At 59.6% G+C, this 21,476-nt stretch carries 17 protein-coding genes; 4 read left to right on the top strand and 13 right to left on the bottom strand.

Features of this window, described 5'->3' with window-relative positions:
- Positions 1-64: 64 nt before the first annotated feature.
- Positions 65-2,566, bottom strand: coding sequence for a glycerol-3-phosphate 1-O-acyltransferase PlsB (gene plsB, locus K5E40_RS21115; RefSeq protein WP_221732430.1), 2,502 nt, complete (start codon positions 2,564-2,566; stop codon positions 65-67).
- 238 nt (positions 2,567-2,804) lie between these two features.
- Here plsB and K5E40_RS21120 point away from each other — a divergent pair, with 238 nt between their 5' ends.
- On the top strand, positions 2,805-3,014 hold the full coding sequence (locus tag K5E40_RS21120; RefSeq protein WP_007908870.1) for a cold-shock protein: 210 nt from the start codon (positions 2,805-2,807) through the stop codon (positions 3,012-3,014).
- 76 nt (positions 3,015-3,090) lie between these two features.
- On the opposite strand, the gene K5E40_RS21125 is transcribed toward K5E40_RS21120, so the two are convergent.
- The 4 genes from K5E40_RS21125 to K5E40_RS21140 all read right to left on the bottom strand — a co-directional run bounded on the left by K5E40_RS21125 (position 3,091) and on the right by K5E40_RS21140 (position 8,336).
- A complete protein-coding gene (locus K5E40_RS21125) occupies positions 3,091-3,468 on the bottom strand; it encodes a hypothetical protein (protein ID WP_221732431.1) in 378 nt (125 codons plus the stop codon).
- Positions 3,469-3,543: 75 nt separating this feature from the next.
- Positions 3,544-4,353 (bottom strand): putative RNA methyltransferase, encoded by an 810-nt coding sequence (locus K5E40_RS21130; RefSeq protein WP_221732432.1) that lies wholly within the window; start codon positions 4,351-4,353, stop codon positions 3,544-3,546.
- Positions 4,353-5,504: a succinyl-diaminopimelate desuccinylase gene (gene dapE / locus K5E40_RS21135; protein WP_221732433.1), complete on the bottom strand. Its 1,152-nt coding sequence runs from the start codon at positions 5,502-5,504 to the stop codon at positions 4,353-4,355. Before dapE ends, K5E40_RS21130 begins: the two co-directional genes overlap by 1 nt.
- 240 nt (positions 5,505-5,744) lie before the next feature.
- On the bottom strand, positions 5,745-8,336 hold the full coding sequence (locus K5E40_RS21140; RefSeq protein ID WP_221732434.1) for a glycosyltransferase: 2,592 nt from the start codon (positions 8,334-8,336) through the stop codon (positions 5,745-5,747).
- Positions 8,337-8,550: 214 nt separating this feature from the next.
- Here K5E40_RS21140 and tcdA point away from each other — a divergent pair, with 214 nt between their 5' ends.
- Complete coding sequence (tcdA, locus tag K5E40_RS21145) at positions 8,551-9,369, top strand: tRNA cyclic N6-threonylcarbamoyladenosine(37) synthase TcdA (protein ID WP_003222099.1); 819 nt, start codon at positions 8,551-8,553, stop codon at positions 9,367-9,369.
- An 81-nt stretch (positions 9,370-9,450) separates the two neighbouring features.
- Here tcdA and K5E40_RS21150 read toward each other — a convergent pair whose 3' ends face one another.
- From K5E40_RS21150 to K5E40_RS21165, 4 genes are all read right to left on the bottom strand, one after another.
- Entirely contained in the window at positions 9,451-9,855 is a 405-nt protein-coding gene (locus K5E40_RS21150; protein ID WP_221732435.1) for a SufE family protein, read from the bottom strand.
- The gene (locus tag K5E40_RS21155; protein ID WP_221732436.1) at positions 9,852-11,057 is read right to left on the bottom strand and encodes an aminotransferase class V-fold PLP-dependent enzyme; all 1,206 of its coding nucleotides are present in this window, start codon (positions 11,055-11,057) and stop codon (positions 9,852-9,854) included. Before K5E40_RS21155 ends, K5E40_RS21150 begins: the two co-directional genes overlap by 4 nt.
- A gap of 149 nt (positions 11,058-11,206) precedes the next feature.
- Complete coding sequence (gene dapD / locus K5E40_RS21160; protein ID WP_221732437.1) at positions 11,207-12,241, bottom strand: 2,3,4,5-tetrahydropyridine-2,6-dicarboxylate N-succinyltransferase; 1,035 nt, start codon at positions 12,239-12,241, stop codon at positions 11,207-11,209.
- Between the two features lie 31 nt (positions 12,242-12,272).
- Positions 12,273-12,635 carry an ArsC family reductase gene (locus K5E40_RS21165; RefSeq protein ID WP_003222107.1) on the bottom strand — a complete coding sequence of 121 codons (363 nt, stop codon included), beginning with the start codon at positions 12,633-12,635 and terminating at the stop codon, positions 12,273-12,275.
- Between the two features lie 183 nt (positions 12,636-12,818).
- Here K5E40_RS21165 and K5E40_RS21170 point away from each other — a divergent pair, with 183 nt between their 5' ends.
- A complete protein-coding gene (locus tag K5E40_RS21170) occupies positions 12,819-14,450 on the top strand; it encodes a Na+/H+ antiporter (RefSeq protein WP_221732438.1) in 1,632 nt (543 codons plus the stop codon).
- Here K5E40_RS21170 and K5E40_RS21175 read toward each other — a convergent pair.
- From K5E40_RS21175 to map, 4 genes are all read right to left on the bottom strand, one after another.
- Positions 14,443-15,189: a M12 family metallopeptidase gene (locus tag K5E40_RS21175; RefSeq protein WP_221732439.1), complete on the bottom strand. Its 747-nt coding sequence runs from the start codon at positions 15,187-15,189 to the stop codon at positions 14,443-14,445. The two genes, K5E40_RS21170 and K5E40_RS21175, sit on opposite strands and share 8 nt — an antisense overlap.
- Positions 15,190-15,463: 274 nt before the next feature.
- Positions 15,464-16,663, bottom strand: coding sequence for a succinyldiaminopimelate transaminase (dapC, locus tag K5E40_RS21180; RefSeq protein ID WP_221732440.1), 1,200 nt, complete (start codon positions 16,661-16,663; stop codon positions 15,464-15,466).
- Positions 16,664-16,707: 44 nt separating this feature from the next.
- Positions 16,708-19,410, bottom strand: coding sequence for a [protein-PII] uridylyltransferase (locus K5E40_RS21185; RefSeq protein ID WP_221732441.1), 2,703 nt, complete (start codon positions 19,408-19,410; stop codon positions 16,708-16,710).
- 43 nt (positions 19,411-19,453) lie between these two features.
- On the bottom strand, positions 19,454-20,236 hold the full coding sequence (gene map, locus K5E40_RS21190; protein WP_221732442.1) for a type I methionyl aminopeptidase: 783 nt from the start codon (positions 20,234-20,236) through the stop codon (positions 19,454-19,456).
- A 373-nt stretch (positions 20,237-20,609) separates the two neighbouring features.
- Between map and rpsB the strand changes: the two genes are divergently transcribed.
- Positions 20,610-21,347 carry a 30S ribosomal protein S2 gene (gene rpsB / locus K5E40_RS21195; RefSeq protein ID WP_095189367.1) on the top strand — a complete coding sequence of 246 codons (738 nt, stop codon included), beginning with the start codon at positions 20,610-20,612 and terminating at the stop codon, positions 21,345-21,347.
- Positions 21,348-21,476 lie beyond the last annotated feature (129 nt).

Here is a 21,476-nt window from a genome sequence, read left to right on the forward strand (position 1 = left end):
ATTCAACATCGCTGTTGGGTGTCACACCGCCTTCGCGAGCAAGCCCGCTCCCACAGGGTTTTCATCAGGTCTCGGGCGGTGTGGCGACTTGCTCAGCGGCATCTTCACTGCGATGCAGCGCCACCTGACGGATCGACAAACGAATGTCCGCCGGCAACACGCGTTTGGCCGCGCCTTCGGCCAGTTCGCCGAGCAGTTCGTGGTAGCTCAACTTGCCCGCTTCGTCGCGGCGCAGCACGTCGAGGTCGAGCAGGGTCTGGATGAAGTGGCGGAACAGGCTCTTGTCGAAGAACTCCGGGGCGTTGAGGCCATGCAGGATCGACAGGCGCTGAGCCATGACCGTGCAGAGGTCTTCCAGCTCTTCGGCGCTGACGGTGTTCTGGCCGGCGTTGAGCAGCAGCGAGACGGTCATGTAGAAACGTTGCAACGTCTGGGCGATGCTTTTGGACAGCAAGGTCAGCAGCACGAAATGCCGCGAGCTTGGCGCCGGACGCAGGTAGACGTCTTTCTCGAAACGCAGCAGACCCTGCTCGACAAATGCTTCCAGCCACTGATCGACCACTGCATCGAGTTCGTCCAGCGTCCAACGGATAAACAGTTCCGACTGCAGGTACGGATACAGCGCGCGGGTGTAGCGCAGGATCTGTTCGCGGCTCATGCGCGAGGTGCTCTGGAAGAAGCTCGCCAGTAACGCCGGCAGGGCAAAAATGTGCAGCACGTTGTTGCGGTAGTAGGTCATCAGGACGGCGTTTTGCTCGTCCAGATAAAGAATCTTGCCCAGTGCATCGCTTTGCTCGGACAGCAGATCCATGTCCTTCACATGCTCGATCAGCGCACGGCCATCACCTTCCGGCAGGGTGGTGTGTGGCGAGTACGGGACTTTGCGCAGCAGGGCCAGATACAGATCCAGCACGCGCGCCATGGCCCGATCGTCCAGTGCCAGGCGGCTGGTCGACAGAAGCGCCAGTGCCACCAGGTTGACCGGGTTGATCGCCGCCGCTTCATTCAGGTGCTGTGCGACTTTCTCACCGAGACGATGGGTGGTCGCGTTGAGCCACTCGGGTTTGTACTGCGGGCCAAGTTCCTGTTGGCGCCAGCCCGGTTGCTCGGCATCGAGGAATTGCGCCAGTTTGATCGGTTCGCCGAAGTTGACGGCGACCTGACCGAAACGTTGCTTGAGCGCGCCGATGACTTTGAAGATGTCGAAGATCGACTCTTTCTTCTTGCTCGCACCCCGCAGTTCGCCCAGGTAGGTGCGACCCTCCAGCACGCGTTCATAACCGATGTACACCGGCACAAACACGATCGGCATGCGCGAGGAGCGCAGGAAGCTGCGCATCGTAATCGCGAGCATCCCGGTTTTCGGTTGCAGCATGCGCCCGGTGCGCGAGCGGCCGCCTTCGACGAAGTACTCGACCGGGAAACCTTTGGTGAACAGGGTGTGCAGGTATTCGTTGAACACCGAGGTGTACAGCGGATTGCCCTTGAACGTGCGGCGCATGAAGAACGCGCCGCCACGGCGCAGCAGGCTACCGATCACCGGCATGTTCAGGTTGATCCCGGCGGCGATGTGCGGTGGGGTCAGGCCGTTGCGGAACAGCAAGTACGAGAGCAGCAGGTAGTCGATGTGACTGCGGTGGCACGGCACGTAGATCACTTCGTGACCCTGGGCGACCTTCTGCACGCCTTCGATGTGGTTGACCTTGATGCCGTCGTAGATCTTGTTCCAGAACCAGCTCAGCACCACTTCGAGGAAGCGGATCGCGGTGTAGGTGTAGTCCGAGGCGATCTCGTTGCCGTAGCGCAAGGCCTGGGCCTTGGCTTTTTCCGGAGAGATGTTTTCGCGCTCGGCCTCATCAAGGATCGCTTGCTTGACCAGCGGCTGATTGAGCAGGCCTTTGACGAGGTTGCGGCGGTGGGAAATGTCCGGGCCGATCACCGCCGCTTTGAGGTTGCGAAAGTGCACGCGCAGGATGCGCTGGGCCATGCGTACGGTGCGCTCGTGGCCCTTGTTGTGTTCGATCAGCTCGCGCAAGTGGATCGGCGCAGAGAATTGCACACGGGTTTTACGCCCCAGCACGATGATGCTCAGCAGCCGGCGCAGACGTCCGGTGACCGCCCAACTGTCGGCGAACAACAACTTCCACGGGCTCGACTCGCTGTCCGGCGACTGCCCCCAGAACACGCTGACCGGGATGATTTGCGCATCTTCGGCGGCGTTCTGGGTGAGGGCGCTGACCAAGCGGGTCAGGGTCGGCGGCGCGCCGCGTTTGTCCTGACGGCCGAGCCAGTCCGGGTCTGGCGTCAGGTAAAAGAACGCCGCCGGTTCGATCAACGAACCGATCGACACCGGCAGCACCGGGCGAGGCAGGCCGGCCTTGGTGCACTCGGTATCGACCACTGCCAAGTCGGTGAGCGATGGGTTTTGCAGGACGTAGAACACCGGACGACTGCGGTCGAGGTTGAGGGTGAACGACGACTGATTGATCGTCTCGGAGCGAACCCAGAGGTACAACAGTCGGCGCAAGGTGCCAAACACAAGACGGCGGAACGGGGAGCGGGTCATACGGCTTCTGCGTGAGTGAATAAAACCGAGCGTTTGCTCGGGCGGTGGCTAGTGTGCCGGATTCGCTGAAAATCGGCAAAAAAGCGGCGAAGTAATCTCCGGTTGAGACTTTTCGCACCTGTCATATACTCGGCGGTCTGTCGCCGGGGCCCTTTTATGGACGTCGGATGCAGGCTGACGTTCCTCAAAGGCTTTCCTGCGAAAAGCCTGTTCAATAATAAAAAAGGAGTATGAACAGATGGCAACACGTGAAACCGGAAACGTGAAGTGGTTCAACGACGCCAAGGGCTACGGCTTCATTCAGCGCGAAGACGGGGTGGACGTGTTCGTGCACTACCGCGCGATTCGCGGCGAAGGGCATCGGTCGCTGACCGAAGGCCAGCAGGTCGAGTATGCGGTGATCACCGGCGAGAAGGGGTTGCAGGCTGAGGATGTTGTGGGTCTGTAACGCAAACCTTCAGAACGCTAAAACCATTGTGGGAGCGAGCAAGCCCGCTCCCACATTGGGGGCTGTATTGCTGGTGTTACGCGGTTTTCCAGGTGATCTCTTCTTCACCATCGGTGCTGATGCGAATCCAGCGATCCGCCGTTTCCTCGCCTTCTTCCTCGACCCACGTCCCCGGCGCACAACGCACTTCGACGTTCAGCGCAGCAAACGCGGCGCGGGCGCAGGCGATGTCGTCGTCCCATGGCGTCGCATCGCTTTCCAGGTACAGGCTGTTCCACTTGCCCACGGCTTTCGGCAGCCAGGTCACCGGCACGTTGCCGGCCTTGCACTTGTAGGTCTGACCTTTCTGTACCCAGTCGCTGCACGGGCCCAACGCTTCACCGAGCCAGGCGGAAATGGCTTTGTGGTCGACGTCGGCGTCTTTCAGGTAAATCTCGATATCCGGTTGGCGCATGGATGTCCTCACTGCGGGTCTGAAAAATCCATTCGCGGATTTAGCCGGCCCCGGGCATTTGCCCGAGACCAAAAGTTATTGAAGAACGAAATAATCGTAGCGCATCGACACGGTGGTCACGAACGGCTCGGGCTGTTCGATCACAGCCGTGCGGCGTTCGGCACTGGCGCGCCAGCCGTGGGGTGTCATCGCCAGGAGGTTGGCGCGATCCTCGGGTTTTTCCAGCGTCAGCTTGAACTCCAAAGTCTCACTGTGTGCCAGCGCCATGCCTGACGGCACCAGAGCCAGATGCTTGTCGTCGGTGTATTCGCGAACCTCGTCGTAGAGACGTTCGCGCAGTTCCATCAGATGGCCGCTGGTCGGGCCGACTTTCATCAGGCCACCACCGACGCTGAGCAGGCGTTTGGCTTCTTCCCAATCCAAAGGACTGAAAACACTGGCGAGAAACTGGCAACTGCCCGCCGCCAGTGGCACCCGGGCCATGCTGGCGATCAACCACGTCAGTTGCGGATTGCGCTTGCAGGCGCGCTTGACGGCTTCGCGGGAGATATCCAGCGCATAGCCATCGGCATCCGGCAGGGCGGCAGCGATTTGCGCGGTGTAGTAACCCTCGCCGCAACCGATATCGACCCAGCGCGCCGGCGCGTAACTCGCCGCCAGCTCAGCCAGACGTTTGGCCACCGGTGCGTAGTGGCCGGCATTGAGGAAGTCCCGGCGGGCCTCGACCATCGCCTGGTTGTCACCGGGATCGCGGCTGTTTTTGTGCTGCACCGGCAACAGGTTCAAGTAACCCTGGCGCGCACGGTCGAAGCGATGCCCGGCGGGGCAAACCACGCCGTTATCCACCGCGTTCAGCGGCTCACTGCAGATCGGGCACGCCAGCATCAGGCGAGCAACTTGATCAGGGTCTGGTAGTAGATCTCGGTCAGCACGTCGAGATCGGCGGCCAGTACGCGCTCGTTGACCTGGTGAATGGTCGCGTTGACCGGGCCCAGTTCAACCACTTGCGTGCCCATGGTCGCAATGAAACGGCCATCGGACGTGCCGCCGCTGGTCGACGCCTTGGTCTCGCGGCCGGTGATGTCCTTGATGCTCGACGACACCGCGTCGAGCAGTGCGCCCGGCTCGGTGAGGAACGGCAGGCCGGACAGCGCCCAGTCGATGTGCCAGTCCAGCCCGTGTTTGTCGAGGATGTCGGCCACGCGTTTCTGCAGGCCTTCAACGGTCGATTCGGTGGAGAAGCGGAAGTTGAACACCGCCACCAGGTCGCCCGGGATCACGTTGGTCGCGCCGGTGCCGGAGTTGACGTTGGAAATCTGGAAACTGGTCGGCGGGAAGAAATCGTTACCGTGGTCCCAGTGCTCGGCGGCCAGTTCAGCCAGGGCCGGCGCCGCGAGGTGGATCGGGTTTTTCGCCAGATGCGGATAGGCCACGTGGCCCTGAATACCGCGAACGGTGAGCTTGGCGCCTAGCGAGCCACGGCGACCGTTTTTCACCACGTCACCGACCAAACTGGTGCTCGACGGTTCGCCGACGATGCACCAGTCCAGACGCTCTTTGCGCGCCGCCAGACGCTCAATCACAGCCTTGGTGCCGTGGTGCGCCGGGCCTTCTTCGTCGCTGGTGATCAGAAACGCGACCTTGCCCTTGTGATTCGGGTAATCGGCAACGAAACGCTCAGCGGCCACGGTCATCGACGCGAGGCTGCCTTTCATGTCTGCCGCGCCCCGGCCGCAGAGCATGCCGTGTTCATCGATCACCGCATTGAACGGATCGATCTGCCACGCGGTGACCGGGCCGGTCGGCACCACGTCGGTGTGACCGGCAAAGCACAGCACCGGGCCGTCATTCTGGCCGTGGGTGGCCCAGAAGTTATCCACATCTTCGATACGCATTGGCTCCAGAGCGAAACCGGCATCGCCCAGGCGCTGCATCATCTGCTTCTGGCAATCGGCGTCGACCGGCGTCACGGACGGACGGCGGATCAGGTCGATGGCGAGTTGGAGGGTCGGCGAAAGGTCGGCGTGGGCCGTCATGGAGAACTCCGGAGATCATGAATGTGGGCGCGGACTAAATGTGGGAGCGGGCTTGCTCGCGAATGCATTGTGCCAGTCAACATCAACTTTTAATGACACACCGCATTCGCGAGCAAGCCCGCTCCCACAGGGATACAGTCCGGTCAGTCAGACCGCGTATCACGCCAAGCCCCGCAAAATGGCGGTTATCTTAAAGCAAAACGGCGACCATTGGCCGCCGTTTAGTGCATCGATGAGTATTTAGACGACCGGTGCCGGCTCAGGCGTCGCGGCAGGTTTTGGCAGTGACGACAGGAACGCCATGATCAGCGCCGCCAGATACGGCAGCGACTGCACCAGCAGCATCGCCACCCAGAAGCGCATGTCGTTGCTCGGAATGCCTTGCACCAGGAAGATCCCCAGCGCCGCGCCCCACAACAGCAGCATGATGAACAATTCTTCCCGTGCCTCGGAAATCGCCACCCAGAAGCCGTGGTTGTCGGCGTTTTTCGGTGTGCGGAAGAACGGAATGCTGCTGGTGAAGAAGCCGTACAGCACTGCTTTGGCGATGGTGTGCGACAACGCCAACCCGGCCAATGCCGCGCAGAACGCATCCTTCAGGTTCACGCCCACCGCGCGGCGATACAGGAAGATGATCTTGCCGACCTTGAACACGAACAGCGCCAGCGGCGGTATTGCGAAAATCAGCAGCGGCGGGTCGACCCGTTGCGGGACGATGATCATCGCCGCCGACCACAACAATGCGCCGATGGTGAAGAAAATGTTCATCCCGTCCGCGACCCACGGCAACCAACCCGCGAGGAAGTGGTAGCGCTGGCCGCGAGTCAGTTCGGTGTCCTGGCCGCGCAGCAGGCTGCGGGTATGGCGCTTGATGATCTGGATGGCGCCGTAGGCCCAGCGAAAACGCTGCTTCTTGAAGTCGATGAAGGTGTCCGGCATCAGACCTTTGCCATAGCTGTCGTGGTAATACGCCGCCGACAGGCCTTTTTCGAACACGCGCAGACCCAGTTCGGCGTCTTCACAGATGCACCAGTCAGCCCAGCCCAGTTCCTCGAGAACCGAGCGACGGGTCATGGTCATGGTGCCGTGCTGGATGATCGCGTCACGGTCATTACGGGTGACCATGCCGATGTGGAAGAAACCTTTGTACTCGGCGTAGCAGAGCTTCTTGAAGGTGCTTTCGTTTTGGTCGCGATAATCCTGCGGCGACTGCACCACGGCGATTTTCGGATCGGCGAAGTGCGGCACCATGTGCTTGAGCCAGTTCGGGTGTACGCAGTAATCGGAGTCGATCACCGCAATCACTTCGGCGTCTTTGGCGGTGTGCGGAATCAGGTAGTTCAACGCGCCGCCCTTGAAGCCTGCCAATGGCGCAACGTGGAAGAACTTGAAGCGCGGGCCGAGGGTTTCGCAATAGTCGCGCACCGGTTCCCAAACGGCTGGGTCCTTGGTGTTGTTGTCGATGATCAGGACTTCGTAGTCCGGGTAATCGAGAGCGGCCAGGGCGTCGAGGGTCTGTTTGACCATCTCCGGTGGCTCGTTGTAGCAAGGCACGTGGATCGACACTTTTGGCCGGTAGCTGGAATCGCCCTCAACCGGCAGAAATTCTCGTCGACGCTTGTGAATCCACACCGCTTCGGCCAGTTCATGGGCCTCGGTCAGCAATACGATGAACACCCCGAGCGCACCGAGCGCCAACAGCAAGCCCACCGTCAGGCTGAACCAGGTGCTGTATTGCTGGCTGTAGTCGTAACCGATCCACACCAATACCGAACCGCAAAGGAACGCGATAAAGGTCAGGAAGGTACGGCCACGCTGGCGCAGGGCCGAGCCGTCGATCATCAGCAGAGTCAGCGAGAGCAGCGCCAGCACCACCGAACCGATGGCCAGCACGCGCCATTGCGGAATCGCCACCACTGGGCCTTCAAAGTTGAATTTTTGCTGACGCGCCGCGTTGAACACGCCCCAGTACGCGCCGACCGAACCTTCGTCACTGGCTTTCCACGGCTGATCGAAGGCTTCGATCACGAAGTAGTTGAAGCCCTGGCGGTTGAGTTTGTTGACCAGCGTGCGCAGGTAGATCGCCTGATCCGCCGGCGACGCGTCTGCGCCACCGCGCATACGACCGTTGCTCGGCCAGCCCACTTCGGACAGCAGCAGCGGTTTTTTCGGGAACATCTTTTTCAGGTCGCGGGCACGGTCGAAAACGAACTGTCCGGCCTTGTCGACGGGAATGAATTCCCAGTACGGCAGAACGTGCGCGGCGATCAGATCAACGTGCTTGGCCAGTTCCGGGTGTTCTTCCCAAACGTGCCATTGCTCGGAGGTGGTCACCGGCACTTTCACGGCTGCGCGTACGCGATCAAGCAAGACGCTCAGTTGCTCGGCAGTGATTTCCTTACGGAAAATCGCCTCGTTACCGACCACCACCCGAACCACGCTGCGCGAGGTATTGGCCAGTTCGATAGCGCGAGTGATCTCCCGCTCGTTACGTTCCTGGTCGGGGCTTATCCAGATCCCGAGGGTCACGCGTAAACCGAATTCTTCAGCCAGTTTGGGGATGTCTTGCAGGGAGCCGTCGACCGAGTAGATGCGGATGTTGTCCGTCAGCTTGCTCATGATCTCCAGGTCGCGGCGCATCTCCTCATCAGACGGATACTGATCCTTCTGTGGGTATTGTCCCTGCTGGAACGGTGAATAGGAGAAACCGGCGATCTGCTCCGGCCAGTTCGGTGCGGAAACCGGGCGATTGATCAGCGCCCAGAAACCGGTGAACAGGGCGGCGATTGCCAGAACCACCACCAGGTTGAGTCCAAATTTACGCGATGACATAGCTGTTTCGGGTTCCAAAGGCTGTGGAACGGAGGATCGGTCGGCTGTACGCCAGAGGGGCGCGCATCCTACACCGGCAGTTCGCCAGTCGTACATCGGACAGGGAAATGACTTACGTTGGGCAATCCACGTTGACTTAAGTTCTTACACTTTTAGCTTGAAGCTTAAAACTTGTCGCTGCGTAGCCCTATAATGCGCGCCGGTTTTTGGGGTAATGGTCATGAGTACAGAAGATCCACGGTTTGCAGGCATCGCCCGTTTGTATGGCATCGAAGGCCTGGAGCGTCTGCGCGCCGCCCATGTGGCGATCGTCGGCGTCGGTGGCGTCGGTTCCTGGGCGGCGGAAGCCATGGCCCGTTGCGGCGTGGGTGAAATCTCGCTGTTCGACCTGGACGACGTCTGCGTCAGCAACGCCAACCGGCAGTTGCATGCGCTGGACAGCACCGTCGGCAAACCCAAAGTCGAGGTCATGGCCGAGCGCCTGCGCGGGATCAATCCCGACTGCACCGTGCACGCGGTGGCGGATTTCGTCACCCGTGACACGATGGCCGAATACATCACGCCAAACATCGACTGCGTGATTGACTGCATCGACGCGGTCAACGCCAAGGCTGCGCTGATCGCCTGGTGCAAACGCCGCAAGATCCAGATCATCACCACGGGCGGCGCGGGCGGGCAGATTGACCCGACGCTGATTCAGGTCTGCGACCTGAACCGCACGTTCAATGATCCGTTGGCCTCGAAAGTGCGCTCTACGTTGCGCCGCGATTACGGTTTTTCGCGCACCGTGACCCGTCACTACAGTGTGCCGTGTGTGTTCTCCACCGAACAACTGCGCTATCCGAAGCCTGACGGCAGCATTTGTTTGCAGAAGAGCTTTGTCGGCGACGGCGTCAAATTGGACTGTGCCGGTGGATTTGGCGCGGTGATGATGGTGACGGCGACGTTTGGCATGGTCGCGGCGACCAAGGCTGTGGACAAGATTGTGGCGGGTGTTCGGCGCCCGGCTGACCGAGTCAAACCTCAGGTTTGATGCTGGGGCTGATGGCCCTTCGCGAGCTAGCCCGCATTGGAGTGCGTTCCCCTGTGGGGGCGAACTTGCTCGCGAAGGCGATCAAACAGCCAACTCATTCATCCGCTTGAGCACGGCATTCAAGCCGTTACTGCGCGACGGTGAAAGCTGGCGCGAAAGCCCCAACTGATTGAACCAGTCCGGCAAATCCACCTGCTGCAACTCATCAGCGGTCAACCCGTTGACCCTCGCCAGCAGCAACGCCACCAACCCACGAATCATCCGCGCATCACTGCTGGCGCTGAATTGCCAGTGACCGTCCTGCAATTTGCCCACCAGCCACACTTGGCTTTCACAACCATGCACCCGGTTGGCGTCGTTTTTATCCGCATCGCCCAGCGGCGGCAGACAATCACCGAACTGCATCAGCAAACGCGCTCGTTGTTCCCAGCCGGCAGCATTCTGAAAGGTTTGCAGCGCTTGCGCGGCGGCGATCGGCAGGCTCATCGCAACAACTCCAGTGCCTGATCCAGCGCTTCAAAAAAGCGCTCCAGATCCTCGGAGTCGTTGTACAGCGCCAGCGATACGCGAATCGCCCCAGCGAGCTCGAAGCTTTTGAGCAGTGGCATGGCGCAGTGATGCCCGGCGCGCACGGCAATGCCTTGCTCGGTGAGCAAGTGCGCCAGATCGGCGTTGTGCACGCCTTCGACGACAAAACTGGCCAGCGCCAGTTGCGGCGAGCCCAGCACGCGAATGCCGTTGCGAGCGGCGAGGCCGCACAGCAGATAATCATGCAGCGCCGCTTCGTGAGCAGACACCGCGTCCTGATCCAGCCCTGCCAGATAATCGAGGGTCGCCCCGAGGCCGATCACACTGGCAATCGGCGGCGTGCCAGCCTCGAAGCCCAGCGGAGCAGGGCGGAAGCGCGCGTCGTGATAATTGGCTTCCAGCACCATTTCGCCGCCGAACTGCCACGGCTTCAGGTGTTCAAGCGCCTTGTTGCGCCCGAACAACACGCCGAGGCCATCAGGGCCGTACAGCTTATGGCTGGAAAACACATAGAAGTCGCAACCGAGGGCCTGCACGTCATGCCGACCATGTACCACGCCCTGGGCGCCATCGACCACGGTCAGGGCGTTTTGCGCCTTGGCCATGGCCAGCAACGCGGGCAGTGGTTGCCAGGCGCCGAGCACGTTGGACAACTGACTGACCGCCAGCAATCGGGTGCGCGGGGTGATCAAACGCACCGCCGCCGCGAGGTCGATCAAGCCGTCGTCATCCAGTGGCAGGATCACCAGTTTCAAGTCACGACGTTGCGCCAGTTGCTGCCACGGCAGCAGGTTGGCGTGATGCTCCAGGGCGCTGATGACAATTTCATCGCCCGGATGGAAAAGATGTTCCAGGCCATAAGCCAGGAGATTCAGCGCACTGGTGGCGCCGTGGGTGAAGATGATCTGCCCGCTGTCACCGGCATTGAGCCACTGGGCAACCTTGAGGCGACTGTCTTCGAACGCTTGCGTGGCATGGGCGCCGGGCAAGTGCTGCGCACGATGCACATTCGCCGCACCGTTGGCGTAGTAATGCGCCAATGCGTCGAGCAGGGCCTGGGGTTTTTGCGTGGTGGCGGCGTTATCCAGATAGGTCTGGTCTTGCCGTTGCAGAGCGGCGATGGCCGGGAAGTCGGCGCGCCAGGGAGAGGGAATCATCATCTGTTAAGCCCTGTGAACTTGGGCGGGGTTTACGCCAGACCCTGTGGGAGCAGGCTTGCTGGCGAAGGCGTTGTGTCATTCAGCAAAGTCGTTGACTGACAGGATGCTTTCGCGAGCAAGCCCACTCCCACAGGGGATCGTGTGGCTGCTTAGTTGTGAGCGTGCAGCGCTTCGTTCAGCTCGATGGCCGACTTGTGGGTTTTGCACTCCACGGCACCGGTTTGCGAATTGCGGCGGAACAGCAGGTCGGTCTGGCCCGCCAGTTCACGCGCTTTCACGACTTTGACCAAGTTGTTGTTTTCATCCAGCAGCGCAACCTTGGTACCCGCGGTCACGTACAGGCCCGACTCTACGGTGTTGCGGTCGCCCAATGGAATACCGATACCGGCGTTGGCGCCGATCAGGCAGCCTTCGCCGACCTTGATCACGATGTTGCCGCCGCCCGACAGGGTGCCCATGGTCGAGCAACCGCCGCCCAGGTCCGAACCCTTGCCAACAAAGACGCCAGCGGATACACGGCCTTCGATCATGCCTGGGCCTTCGGTGCCGGCATTGAAGTTGATGAAGCCTTCGTGCATCACGGTGGTGCCTTCACCGACGTAAGCACCCAGACGCAGACGCGCGGCATCAGCGATACGCACGCCGGCCGGCACCACGTAGTCGGTCATTTTCGGGAACTTGTCTACCGAGAACACTTCCAGCAGTTCGCCACGCAGACGGGCTTCGAGTTGCATTTCGGCCAGTTCGCTCTGGTCGATCGCGCCCTGGCTGGTCCAGGCAACGTTTGGCAGCAGCGGGAAGATCCCGGCCAGGCTCACACCGTGCGGCTTGACCAAGCGGTGGGACAGCAGGTGCAGCTTGAGGTAAGCCTCTGGCGTCGACGTCAGTTGTGTATCTTCGGCCAGTACGGTGGCGACCAGCGGCTTGTGGCTCTCGGCCAGACGGGTCAGCAGTTTGCCTTGAACGGCGTCGATGCCTTTCACCGCTTCAGCCAGTTGCGCAGCCTGCGCGGTGGTGAAGGTGATGGCCTGGTTGCCTTGGGTGTAACCGAGGATCGGCGCAACAGCAGCGACCAGTTCAGCCGACGGGTTGAGCAGTGGCTGTGCATAGAACACTTCCAGCCATGCGCCTTGACGGTTTTGTGTGCCGACGCCGAAGGCGATGCTGAACAGGGAATTGGACATGTGAATACCTCTGCAAAAAGTGACGGGCTGCTTACTTGAGCGCGGCCGCGTAGATGTCTGGCTTGAAGCCAATCAGGGTTCTGTCACCGAGATCGAGCACCGGGCGCTTGATCATCGAGGGTTGAGCGAGCATCAGTTCGATGGCTTTCGATTGGTCGAGATCGGCTTTGCGTTCGTCGTCGAGTTTGCGAAAGGTCGTGCCTGCGCGGTTCAACACCGTTTGCCAGCCGTGCTCGTCACACCATTGGGTCAGGTGTTCACGGTCGATACCGGCGGTTTTGTAATCATGGAAGTCGTAGCTGACAGCGTGTTCATCGAGCCAGGTGCGCGCCTTTTTCATGGTGTCGCAGGCTTTGATGCCGAAAAGGTGCAACGTTTTACTTGAAACGGTCAAGGAATTGCCCCCTTTACAGGTGCTGGAAAAAAATGGTCTGGGATTATGCCATGCCCCTTCGGGTAAAGCGCAAAACCTGTGGGCGCGAGTTTGCGAGGCTGCGACGTAGGTGCAACGGTCACGCGCATCCTAAGCGGCTAATATGGCAGTTCAACGCTGTCGATCTCCTGAGATTTGCGCTTTATGCAAACTGCCTACACCGTTCTGATCCTGCTGATGCTGGTCAGCGTCTCGCGTTTGGTCGGACGGGTCATCCCGTTGCCATTGCCTCTGGTGCAAATCGCCGCCGGTGCCTTGCTGGCCTGGCCTACGCTCGGTCTGCATGTGGCGCTCGACCCTGAATTGTTCCTGTTTCTGTTTCTGCCGCCGCTGCTGTTCTCCGACGGTTGGCGCATGCCCAAACGCGAGCTCTGGCATCTGCGGGGGCCCATCCTGACGCTGGCGGTGGGGCTTGTGCTGTTCACCGTGGTCGGCGCCGGGTACTTCATTCATTGGCTGTTGCCGACGATTGCGTTGCCCGTGGCTTTTGCTTTGGCAGCCGTTTTGTCACCAACCGACGCCGTGGCCGTCTCGGCTATTTCGCAAAATCGCCTGCCGACGCCGCTGATGCACATATTGCAAGGCGAGGCGCTGATGAATGATGCGTCGGGCCTGGTGACGTTCAAGTTCGCCTTGGCGGCAGCCGTCACCGGGGTGTTTTCGCTGACCAATGCGAGCCTGGACTTTGTTGTGGTGGCAATCGGCGGGCTGGCCGTTGGGGTGGCATTGAGCTGGTTGGTCGGGCGCGGGCGCGCTTGGATGATCGCCCGTGGTTGGGATGATCCGGCCACCCATGTGGTGTTTATGTTGTTGCTGCCGTTCGCCGCGTACGTTTTGGCTGAGCGCCTGGGTGTGTCGGGCATTCTTTCGGCGGTGGCGGCGGGGATGATGCAGAGCTGGCTCGACCTGCTGCCGCGCCAGACCAGCACCCGACTGCTCAATCGCAGCGTCTGGTCGCTGCTGGAGTTTGCCTTCAACGGCCTGATCTTTCTGCTATTGGGCTTGCAGTTGCCGGACATTATCAAGGCTGTGGTCAGCCATGAGCCAACGCTGTGGCCAACGTTGCTTTATCGCTGCCTCGATGTGGTGGCGATTTTCCTGGCGTTGGTGTTGCTGCGGTTTATCTGGGTACAAAGCATCTGGCGGTTGTCCGTGCTGCTGCGGCGTTTGCGTGGCAAAGGTGAGCTGACACAAGTGCCCACCGCCCGTTCCTGCTGGTTGTTGACCGTCGGCGGTGTGCGCGGGGCGGTCACACTGGCGGGCGTGATGTCGGTACCGATGTTGATAGGGGCGGACGCATTTCCCGAACGTGATCTGCTGATCTTCATCGCTGCCGGCGTGATCCTGCTGTCGTTGATATCGGCATGCATTGTGCTGCCGCTGTTGCTGCATGGAATCCAGAAGAGTCCAGACGACAAACGCCGTCAGGAAGTCCGCGATGCCTGGCGCCAAACCGCTGAAGCGGCCATTCATGCGCTTGAAACCGAAGAGTTCCCCCCGCAGGACGCTGCGCAAGCGGCGTTGGCGGCCGAGCTCAAGGCCCGGATCATGTCCGAGTATCGCCATCAATTGGACGTGTTCAATGATTCCGCCGAAGCGCAGGCGCTGGCGTTCCAGATGGATCTGCTGGAACGTCATTTGCGTGTGAAGGCACTGCGGGCGCAGCGCCTTGAACTCTATAGCCTGAGTCGCCATCACCAGATCGGCGATGACGTGCTCAGGGAAGTGCTGGCTGACCTGGACTTGAGCGAGGCGAATCTGGGAAAGATCAAATAGGCAGTTCGCGATAGTTGATGGGGGGATAGGTCTGACTTGCAAACAACTTGTCCCCCTCGCTGAGCGTTGTATTTATTTTCGTCTGCCAGTTCGACAAGGTCATGAAGGCTGGTACGTGGTAGTGCATGACGGAGTCTTTATCGTACTTGCCAAAAGACAGTGTTTGGGTCGGATCAACATCAAAAAGATTAAGGTTGACTTGTGCTTTGGTCCATCCGAAGTTGGTTTTGAAGAAGTTATAAACTACCGGTTTGTTCCATGGAATATTGGCTTGGGGGTGCAGGTGCGCATGATGGAAACCCAAGGCATGACCAAACTCATGAAGCAGTGTGCGCTCAAAATCGAAGTTGTCCGGTTCTACCCCGATGCACAGGGTCGCAAGGTCAGCGTCGATGGTGAGTGCTTCTGTCCCCATGGTCGAGTAGCTATCCTTGCCGCCCACAGCGATGCGAATTTCACCTTTGTCATCCGCTACGATTTCGAAGGCCAGACTGACGTAAGGCTCCCATTGGCGAATGATCCGTTCAATTCGGTCTCTCAGGTCCAAAGGAACATCGTGGGTGAAGGATATTTTAAGGGTGCTGGCGTTTTCCCATAAATAGTCGGCATAAGCGACTGAGCGCTTGTGACGTCCTTGAGATAACGGTTGTACTCGGTCTTCGGTATGTTCTTCATTGATCGAGTCAGTGCAGTTGCTTTTATTCTGCAGCTTCAGTTCTACATAGTGGAATAGTTGCATGATCAACATCCGTGTGGGTTGTGAATGTCTGTCCTGATCCATTGGACAAACCTGTTAAAGCGGATGCGAAGATAATCTGGTTGGGCATTCTTTGGGTGCAGATGTTGTAACTTTATGCTGGAGCAATGTCCCGTTGTTGCATTTGTTTTTAGGGGTTGGAGTATTGGCGCACAGGGATAACTCAGGGCGGCCGGACAGGAGACTGTTGATGGGATGAATGTGTAACTTTTAATCAGGCCGTTGCGCCAGGTTGCCTGGCGCAAGACTTCGGAAGTTACTGCTTGCGAGTAATAAAAGCGCGAATCCGCTCAGCCGCTTCAACGCATTCCGCCAAGGGTGCTACCAGCGCCATGCGCACGCGGCCAGCCCCAGGGTTGACGCCATCCACTTCCCGGGAGAGATAGGAGCCCGGCACCACGGTCACGTGTTCTTCGGCAAACAGATCACGGCAAAACGCAGCATCGTCACCTTGCACACTTGGCCACAGGTAGAAGCTGCCATCGGGACGTTGCACATCCATCACCGGGCTGAGGACTTCCAGCACCGCATCAAACTTCTCGCGATACAGCGCACGGTTGGCGCGCACATGCACTTCGTCGTTCCACGCGGCGACGCTGGCCAGTTGGGTTTGAACCGGCATTGCGCAGCCATGGTAGGTGCGATACAGCAGGAAGCCTTTGAGAATGTCGGCGTCGCCGGCCACAAACCCGGAACGCAGGCCCGGCAGATTGGAGCGCTTGGACAGGCTGTGGAACACCACGCAGCGTTTGAAATCCTTGCGGCCCAGTTCGACGCAGGCAGTGAGCAGGCCGGGCGGCGGCGTCTGTTCGTCGAAGTACAGTTCGCTGTAGCACTCGTCGGCGGCAATCACGAAATCATATTCGTCGGCCAGGGCGATGAGTTTTTTCAGGGTCTCGACCGGGATCAACGCGCCGGTCGGGTTGCCCGGCGAGCACAGGAACAGAATCTGGCAGCGCTTCCAGATGTCCGGCGAGACGGCATCGAAGTCCGGGTTGAAACCGTTCTCGTCGAGGCACGGCAGGTAATGCGGCTTGGCACCGGCGAGGAAGGCGGCGCCTTCGTAGATCTGATAGAACGGGTTCGGGCTGACCACCAGTGCGTCATCACCACGGTTGACCACGGTTTGTGTGAAGGCGAACAGCGCCTCACGGGTTCCGTTGACCGGCAGCACGTTGCGCGCCGGGTCGATCCAGCCGGTTGGCACGCCGAAGCGGCGCTCGCACCAGCCAGCAATGGCTTCGCGCAGCGCCGCAATGCCGAGCGTGGTCGGGTACACCGCCATCTGATCCAGATTGTTGGCCAACGCCTCGGCGACGAAGCTTGGCGAGCGATGCTTCGGCTCACCGATGGACAGCGCGATCGGGCGCTTGTCCGGATTCGGCGTGACGGTGCCGAGCAGGGCGCGCAGCTTTTCGAAAGGGTAGGGCTGGAGCTGGTTCAGAGCGTTGTTCATTCGTGCAGGGTCTCAATGCAAAGCAGATTAATCCGGGTGCGCAGTCAGATGCTGATGCGCGACAGTTTGAAATCGGGTTCCTGATTGACGCTCAGATGTTCGACGATCGCATCCTGCAAACGGCTGCACAGCAGCGGATCGGATAACGGCTGATTGTGCGCGTCGGTGATGAAGAACACGTCTTCCACCCGTTCGCCCAGCGTGGCGATCTTGGCGTTCTGAAGTGACAGGTCGAACTCGAGGAATATCCCGCCAACGCGCGCCAGCAATCCTGGCCGGTCGGGCGCGGTGAGTTCCAGCACCGTCACCGGTCGCTGGGCGTCGTTGTGGATCGTCACCTGCGGCGCAAAGGCAAAGTGCTTGAGCTGGCGTGGTACCCGACGCTGGATGATCGTCGGGTAGTCGTCCGGGTTGCGCAAGGCTTCGGTCAGGCCTTCGCGGATCTGCTTGACCCGTGCCGGGTTGTCGCCGATCGAGTCGCCATCGGTGTCGAGCACGATGTAGGTGTCGAGGGTGAACTGGCTGCTCGAGGTGATGACCCGGGCATCATGAATGTTCAGGTTGAGCTGGTCCATTGCGGCCACGGTCACGGCGAAGAAATCGTGCTGATCGGGCGCGTAAATGAAAATCTGCGTTCCGCCCTCGAACTCGCGCTGGGTGGTTTCCTTGACCAGCACCAGTGGGCCACCATCGGCGGGCTGCTGGAGAATTGCATCGCTGTGCCAGGCCACATCGCCTGCTGTGTGACGCAGGAAGTAGTCATCGCCCAACTGCGCCCACAATTGCTCGACATCGTCCGGATCGGTACCGCCGCGCACCAGGATGTCCAGGGCAGCGCTCTGGGTCTGGCGGATCTGCTCTTCGCGATCCACTGGGTTCTCGAGGCCACGGCGCAGGGCGCGTTTGGTCTCGGTATAGAGCTGGCGCAACAGGCTGGCGCGCCAGGAATTCCAAAGCGTCGGGTTGGTCGCGTTGATATCGGCGACCGTCAGCACATATAGGTAGTCGAGGCGGGTTTCGTCGCCGACGGCTTGAGCGAAGTCGTGGATCACCTGTGGGTCGGACAAGTCCTTGCGTTGGGCCGTGGTCGACATCACCAGATGGTTTTGCACCAGCCAGACGATCAGGCGGCTGTCCCATACCGGTAACTGATGACGCTGGCAGAACGCCTCGGCATCGACCGCGCCGATTTCCGAGTGATCGCCATGCCGGCCCTTGCCGATGTCGTGGTACAGGCCGGCGAGGTAGATCAGCTCCGGTTTGGGCAACTTGCCCATGAGCTTGCTGGCCAGCGGGAATTTTTCCGACACCTGGGTGTACTGCAACTTACGCAGGTGTTTGATCAGGTTCAGGGTGTGTGCGTCGACCGTATAGATGTGGAACAGGTCGTGTTGCATCTGCCCGACGATAAAGCCGAACTCCGGCAGGTAGCGCCCGAGAATGCCGTAACGGTTCATCCGCCGCAGGTTGCGGTGGATGCCGACCTTGCACTTGAACAGCTCGATGAATAGGCTGGTATTGCGGATATCGTTGCGGAAGTTGTCGTCGATCAGGTGACGGTACTCGCGCAGCAGGCGAATGGTGTCGGCACGCACGCCTTTGATTTCAGGCTGCTGAGCCATTAACACGAAAATTTCGAGCATGGCGAACGGCGTGCGGCGGAACACGTTGTCACTGCGCGCCTCGATATAACCGTCGTGCAGTTGGAAGCGCGAGTTGATCGGTTGCGGCGGTGCTTCGTCCTCCGGTGCGAGAATGACCTCTTCGAAGTGCTGGATGATCAAGTCGCTGAGCTGGGCGATGCTCATCACTACGCGAAAGTACTGTTGCATGAAGTTTTCGACGGCCTGCTTGGCGTCGTCACCTTCAAAACCCAGTAACCCGGCAATGGTGCGTTGATAATCGAACAGCAGACGGTCTTCAGAACGTCCGGCCAGCATGTGCAGGGCGTAACGCACCTTCCACAAAAACTCCTGCGAAGAGGCGAGCAAGGCGTTTTCGCTCTCGACCAGGAAGCCTTCACCGGCCAGTGCGCGCAGGTTGAGGGTGCCGTATTGACGACGGGCAACCCAAAGAATCGTCTGAATGTCCCGCAGTCCGCCGGGCGAGCCTTTGACGTTGGGTTCCAGGTTGTATTCGGTGTCGTTGTACTTGTGGTGGCGAGTCTTCTGTTCGGCGCGCTTGGCCAAAAAGAATTCTTTGGCCGGCCACATGTGCGCGGTACTGGTGACGTCCAGCATGCGCTGGCGCAAACGCTCGGGGCCGCAGATGGTGCGGCTTTCCATCAGGTTGGTGACCACCGTCAGGTCGGCGCGGGCTTCTTCGGCGCATTCATCGACCGAGCGAACGCTCTGACCGACTTCGAGGCCGATGTCCCACAGCAAAGTCAGAAAACGCTCGATGGAATCGCGGAAAACTTCGTGATCGGCGCTGTCCAGCAGGATCAGCAGATCGATATCGGAGTAGGGGTGCAACTCACCACGGCCGTAGCCGCCGACCGCTACCAGCGCGATATCGGCGTCTTCACTCCAGTTGAACTGCTCCCAGGCCTTTTGCAGGATGTTGTCGACGAACCAGGCGCGGTCTTCGATCAGCCGGCGGATGTCGCGGCCACCGCGAAAGCGTGCGTCGAGCACGTCGCGGGCCTGGCGGATGGCCTTCTTGAACGCCGCTATAGGGCTCGCTTTCAGGGCCAGTTCAGCCTGGAACTGGCCGCGGTCGAAGAGTTCGGGATCCACCTGCGGCATCGATTGGCTTTCCTTCTGTAAAAGGCTGGGAACGTGCTGGGGATCAGGCCGAAATGCGCGGGATGGTGTCGTCGGCGCGCAGAGTGAAGATCTCGTAGCCAGTGTCGGTTACCAGCAGGGTGTGTTCCCACTGTGCCGAGAGCTTGCGGTCCTTGGTGATCGCCGTCCAGCCGTCGCCCAATACTTTAGTGTCGGCCTTGCCCTGATTGATCATCGGCTCGATGGTGAAGGTCATGCCGGCCTTCAGTTCCATGCCGGTACCCGCGCGGCCGTAGTGGAGGATCTGTGGCTCTTCGTGAAATACCTTGCCGATGCCGTGCCCACAGAATTCACGAACCACCGAGAAACCGTTCTTTTCCGCATGCTTCTGGATGACTTCACCGATGTCACCCAAGCGGCAGCCAGGTTTGACGATCTCGATGGCCTTGTACATGCATTCCTGGGTGATCTGCGACAGGCGTTCTGCCCAGACCGGCACTTCGCCAACATGGAACATGCGGCTGGTGTCGCCGTGGTAACCGTCCTTGATCACGGTAACGTCGATGTTCAGGGTGTCGCCGTTTTTCAGCGGTTTGTCGTTCGGGATGCCGTGGCAGACCACATGGTTGATCGAGGTGCAGATCGACTTCGGATAGCCCTTGTAGTTGAGCGGGGCAGGGATGGCTTGCTGCACATTGACGATGTAGTCGTGGCAGATCTGGTTCAACTGATCAGTGGTAATGCCCGGTTTTACATGTTCGGCAATCATTTCCAGCACATCGGCGGCCAGTTTGCCGGCGACACGCATACCAGCGATGTCCTCGGGGGTTTTGAGGTTGACGGTCATACAGGCTCTCTCTGCGCTCGGCGGCGCTTGCTGATACGGATAGGGTGGCAACTGTTGATTTTGCGACCCTGAAAAACGCGATTCTAACAGACGAAAGGAGCAATTCCGCGCCGGCGTGTATCGCTTCTCTCTATACAATGCTGGGTGCCGGGCCGATTCCAAGGGGGCTGCGCCCATGTCCTTGGTGTGATTACAGATTTCAGGTTCCGTTTCTGCACACCCTGTGGTATAAAATGCGCCGCTTTCCGGGGATGCCCCGAAAAGCTTAAATCCACACACGTGTCGACACGATGACCTGGGTGCTTTTGGCTTTATGCCACTGGTTGGTCATTGGGATACGTGGAGGCCAAACCCGACTTATTAAGGAACTATCATGTCCCAAGTCAACATGCGCGATATGCTGAAGGCCGGTGTGCACTTCGGTCACCAAACCCGTTACTGGAATCCGAAAATGGGTAAGTACATTTTCGGCGCGCGTAACAAGATTCACATTATCAACCTTGAAAAAACCCTGCCAATGTTCAACGAAGCTCTGACTTTCGTAGAGCGTCTGGCCCAGGGCAAAAACAAGATTCTGTTCGTCGGCACCAAGCGTTCCGCTGGCAAGATCGTTGCTGAAGAAGCAGCACGTTGCGGTTCGCCGTACGTCGATCACCGCTGGTTGGGCGGCATGCTGACCAACTTCAAAACCATTCGTGCTTCCATCAAGCGTCTGCGTGACCTTGAAGTTCAAGCCGAAGACGGTACCTTCGCCAAGCTGACCAAGAAAGAAGCGCTGATGCGCACTCGTGATCTTGAGAAGCTGGATCGCTCCCTGGGCGGCATCAAGGACATGGGCGGTCTGCCAGACGCACTGTTCGTGATCGACGTTGACCACGAGCGCATCGCGATCACCGAAGCCAACAAGCTGGGCATTCCGGTCATCGGCGTTGTCGATACCAACAGCAGCCCGGAAGGCGTTGACTACATCATCCCAGGCAACGATGACGCAATCCGCGCTATCCAGCTGTACATGGGTTCGATGGCTGACGCAGTTATCCGTGGTCGCAACAATGTTGGCGGCGGCACTGTAGAATTCGCAGCTGAAGAAACTCAGGCTGCAGCTGAGTAATTGACGCCCTGGCGTTGACTCAGTAAGCAAAAAGGGGGCTTGGCCCCCTTTTTGCCACCTCGAAAACCATTTGTCGGCGCCCACGTGTGGCACGCTCCCCCTGCATCTGTAACGTGCAGCGGATACAAA

The sequence above is a fragment of the Pseudomonas baetica genome (assembly GCF_019733355.1).
Lineage (GTDB): Bacteria > Pseudomonadota > Gammaproteobacteria > Pseudomonadales > Pseudomonadaceae > Aquipseudomonas > Aquipseudomonas baetica_A.

What these genes read in the sequence shown, in the direction of transcription:
- dapE (WP_221732433.1), bottom strand. Translation starts at nt 5,504, where the DNA reads ATGACGGCCCACGCCGACCTTTCGCCGACCCTCCAACTCGCCATCGAC.
- K5E40_RS21125 (WP_221732431.1), bottom strand. Translation starts at nt 3,468, where the DNA reads ATGCGCCAACCGGATATCGAGATTTACCTGAAAGACGCCGACGTCGAC.
- K5E40_RS21140 (WP_221732434.1), bottom strand. Translation starts at nt 8,336, where the DNA reads ATGTCATCGCGTAAATTTGGACTCAACCTGGTGGTGGTTCTGGCAATC.
- K5E40_RS21170 (WP_221732438.1), top strand. Translation starts at nt 12,819, where the DNA reads ATGCAAACTGCCTACACCGTTCTGATCCTGCTGATGCTGGTCAGCGTC.
- map (WP_221732442.1), bottom strand. Translation starts at nt 20,236, where the DNA reads ATGACCGTCAACCTCAAAACCCCCGAGGACATCGCTGGTATGCGTGTC.
- K5E40_RS21175 (WP_221732439.1), bottom strand. Translation starts at nt 15,189, where the DNA reads ATGCAACTATTCCACTATGTAGAACTGAAGCTGCAGAATAAAAGCAAC.
- K5E40_RS21120 (WP_007908870.1), top strand. Translation starts at nt 2,805, where the DNA reads ATGGCAACACGTGAAACCGGAAACGTGAAGTGGTTCAACGACGCCAAG.
- dapC (WP_221732440.1), bottom strand. Translation starts at nt 16,663, where the DNA reads ATGAACAACGCTCTGAACCAGCTCCAGCCCTACCCTTTCGAAAAGCTG.
- plsB (WP_221732430.1), bottom strand. Translation starts at nt 2,566, where the DNA reads ATGACCCGCTCCCCGTTCCGCCGTCTTGTGTTTGGCACCTTGCGCCGA.
- K5E40_RS21185 (WP_221732441.1), bottom strand. Translation starts at nt 19,410, where the DNA reads ATGCCGCAGGTGGATCCCGAACTCTTCGACCGCGGCCAGTTCCAGGCT.
- dapD (WP_221732437.1), bottom strand. Translation starts at nt 12,241, where the DNA reads ATGTCCAATTCCCTGTTCAGCATCGCCTTCGGCGTCGGCACACAAAAC.
- tcdA (WP_003222099.1), top strand. Translation starts at nt 8,551, where the DNA reads ATGGTCATGAGTACAGAAGATCCACGGTTTGCAGGCATCGCCCGTTTG.
- K5E40_RS21150 (WP_221732435.1), bottom strand. Translation starts at nt 9,855, where the DNA reads ATGAGCCTGCCGATCGCCGCCGCGCAAGCGCTGCAAACCTTTCAGAAT.
- rpsB (WP_095189367.1), top strand. Translation starts at nt 20,610, where the DNA reads ATGTCCCAAGTCAACATGCGCGATATGCTGAAGGCCGGTGTGCACTTC.
- K5E40_RS21155 (WP_221732436.1), bottom strand. Translation starts at nt 11,057, where the DNA reads ATGATGATTCCCTCTCCCTGGCGCGCCGACTTCCCGGCCATCGCCGCT.
- K5E40_RS21130 (WP_221732432.1), bottom strand. Translation starts at nt 4,353, where the DNA reads ATGCTGGCGTGCCCGATCTGCAGTGAGCCGCTGAACGCGGTGGATAAC.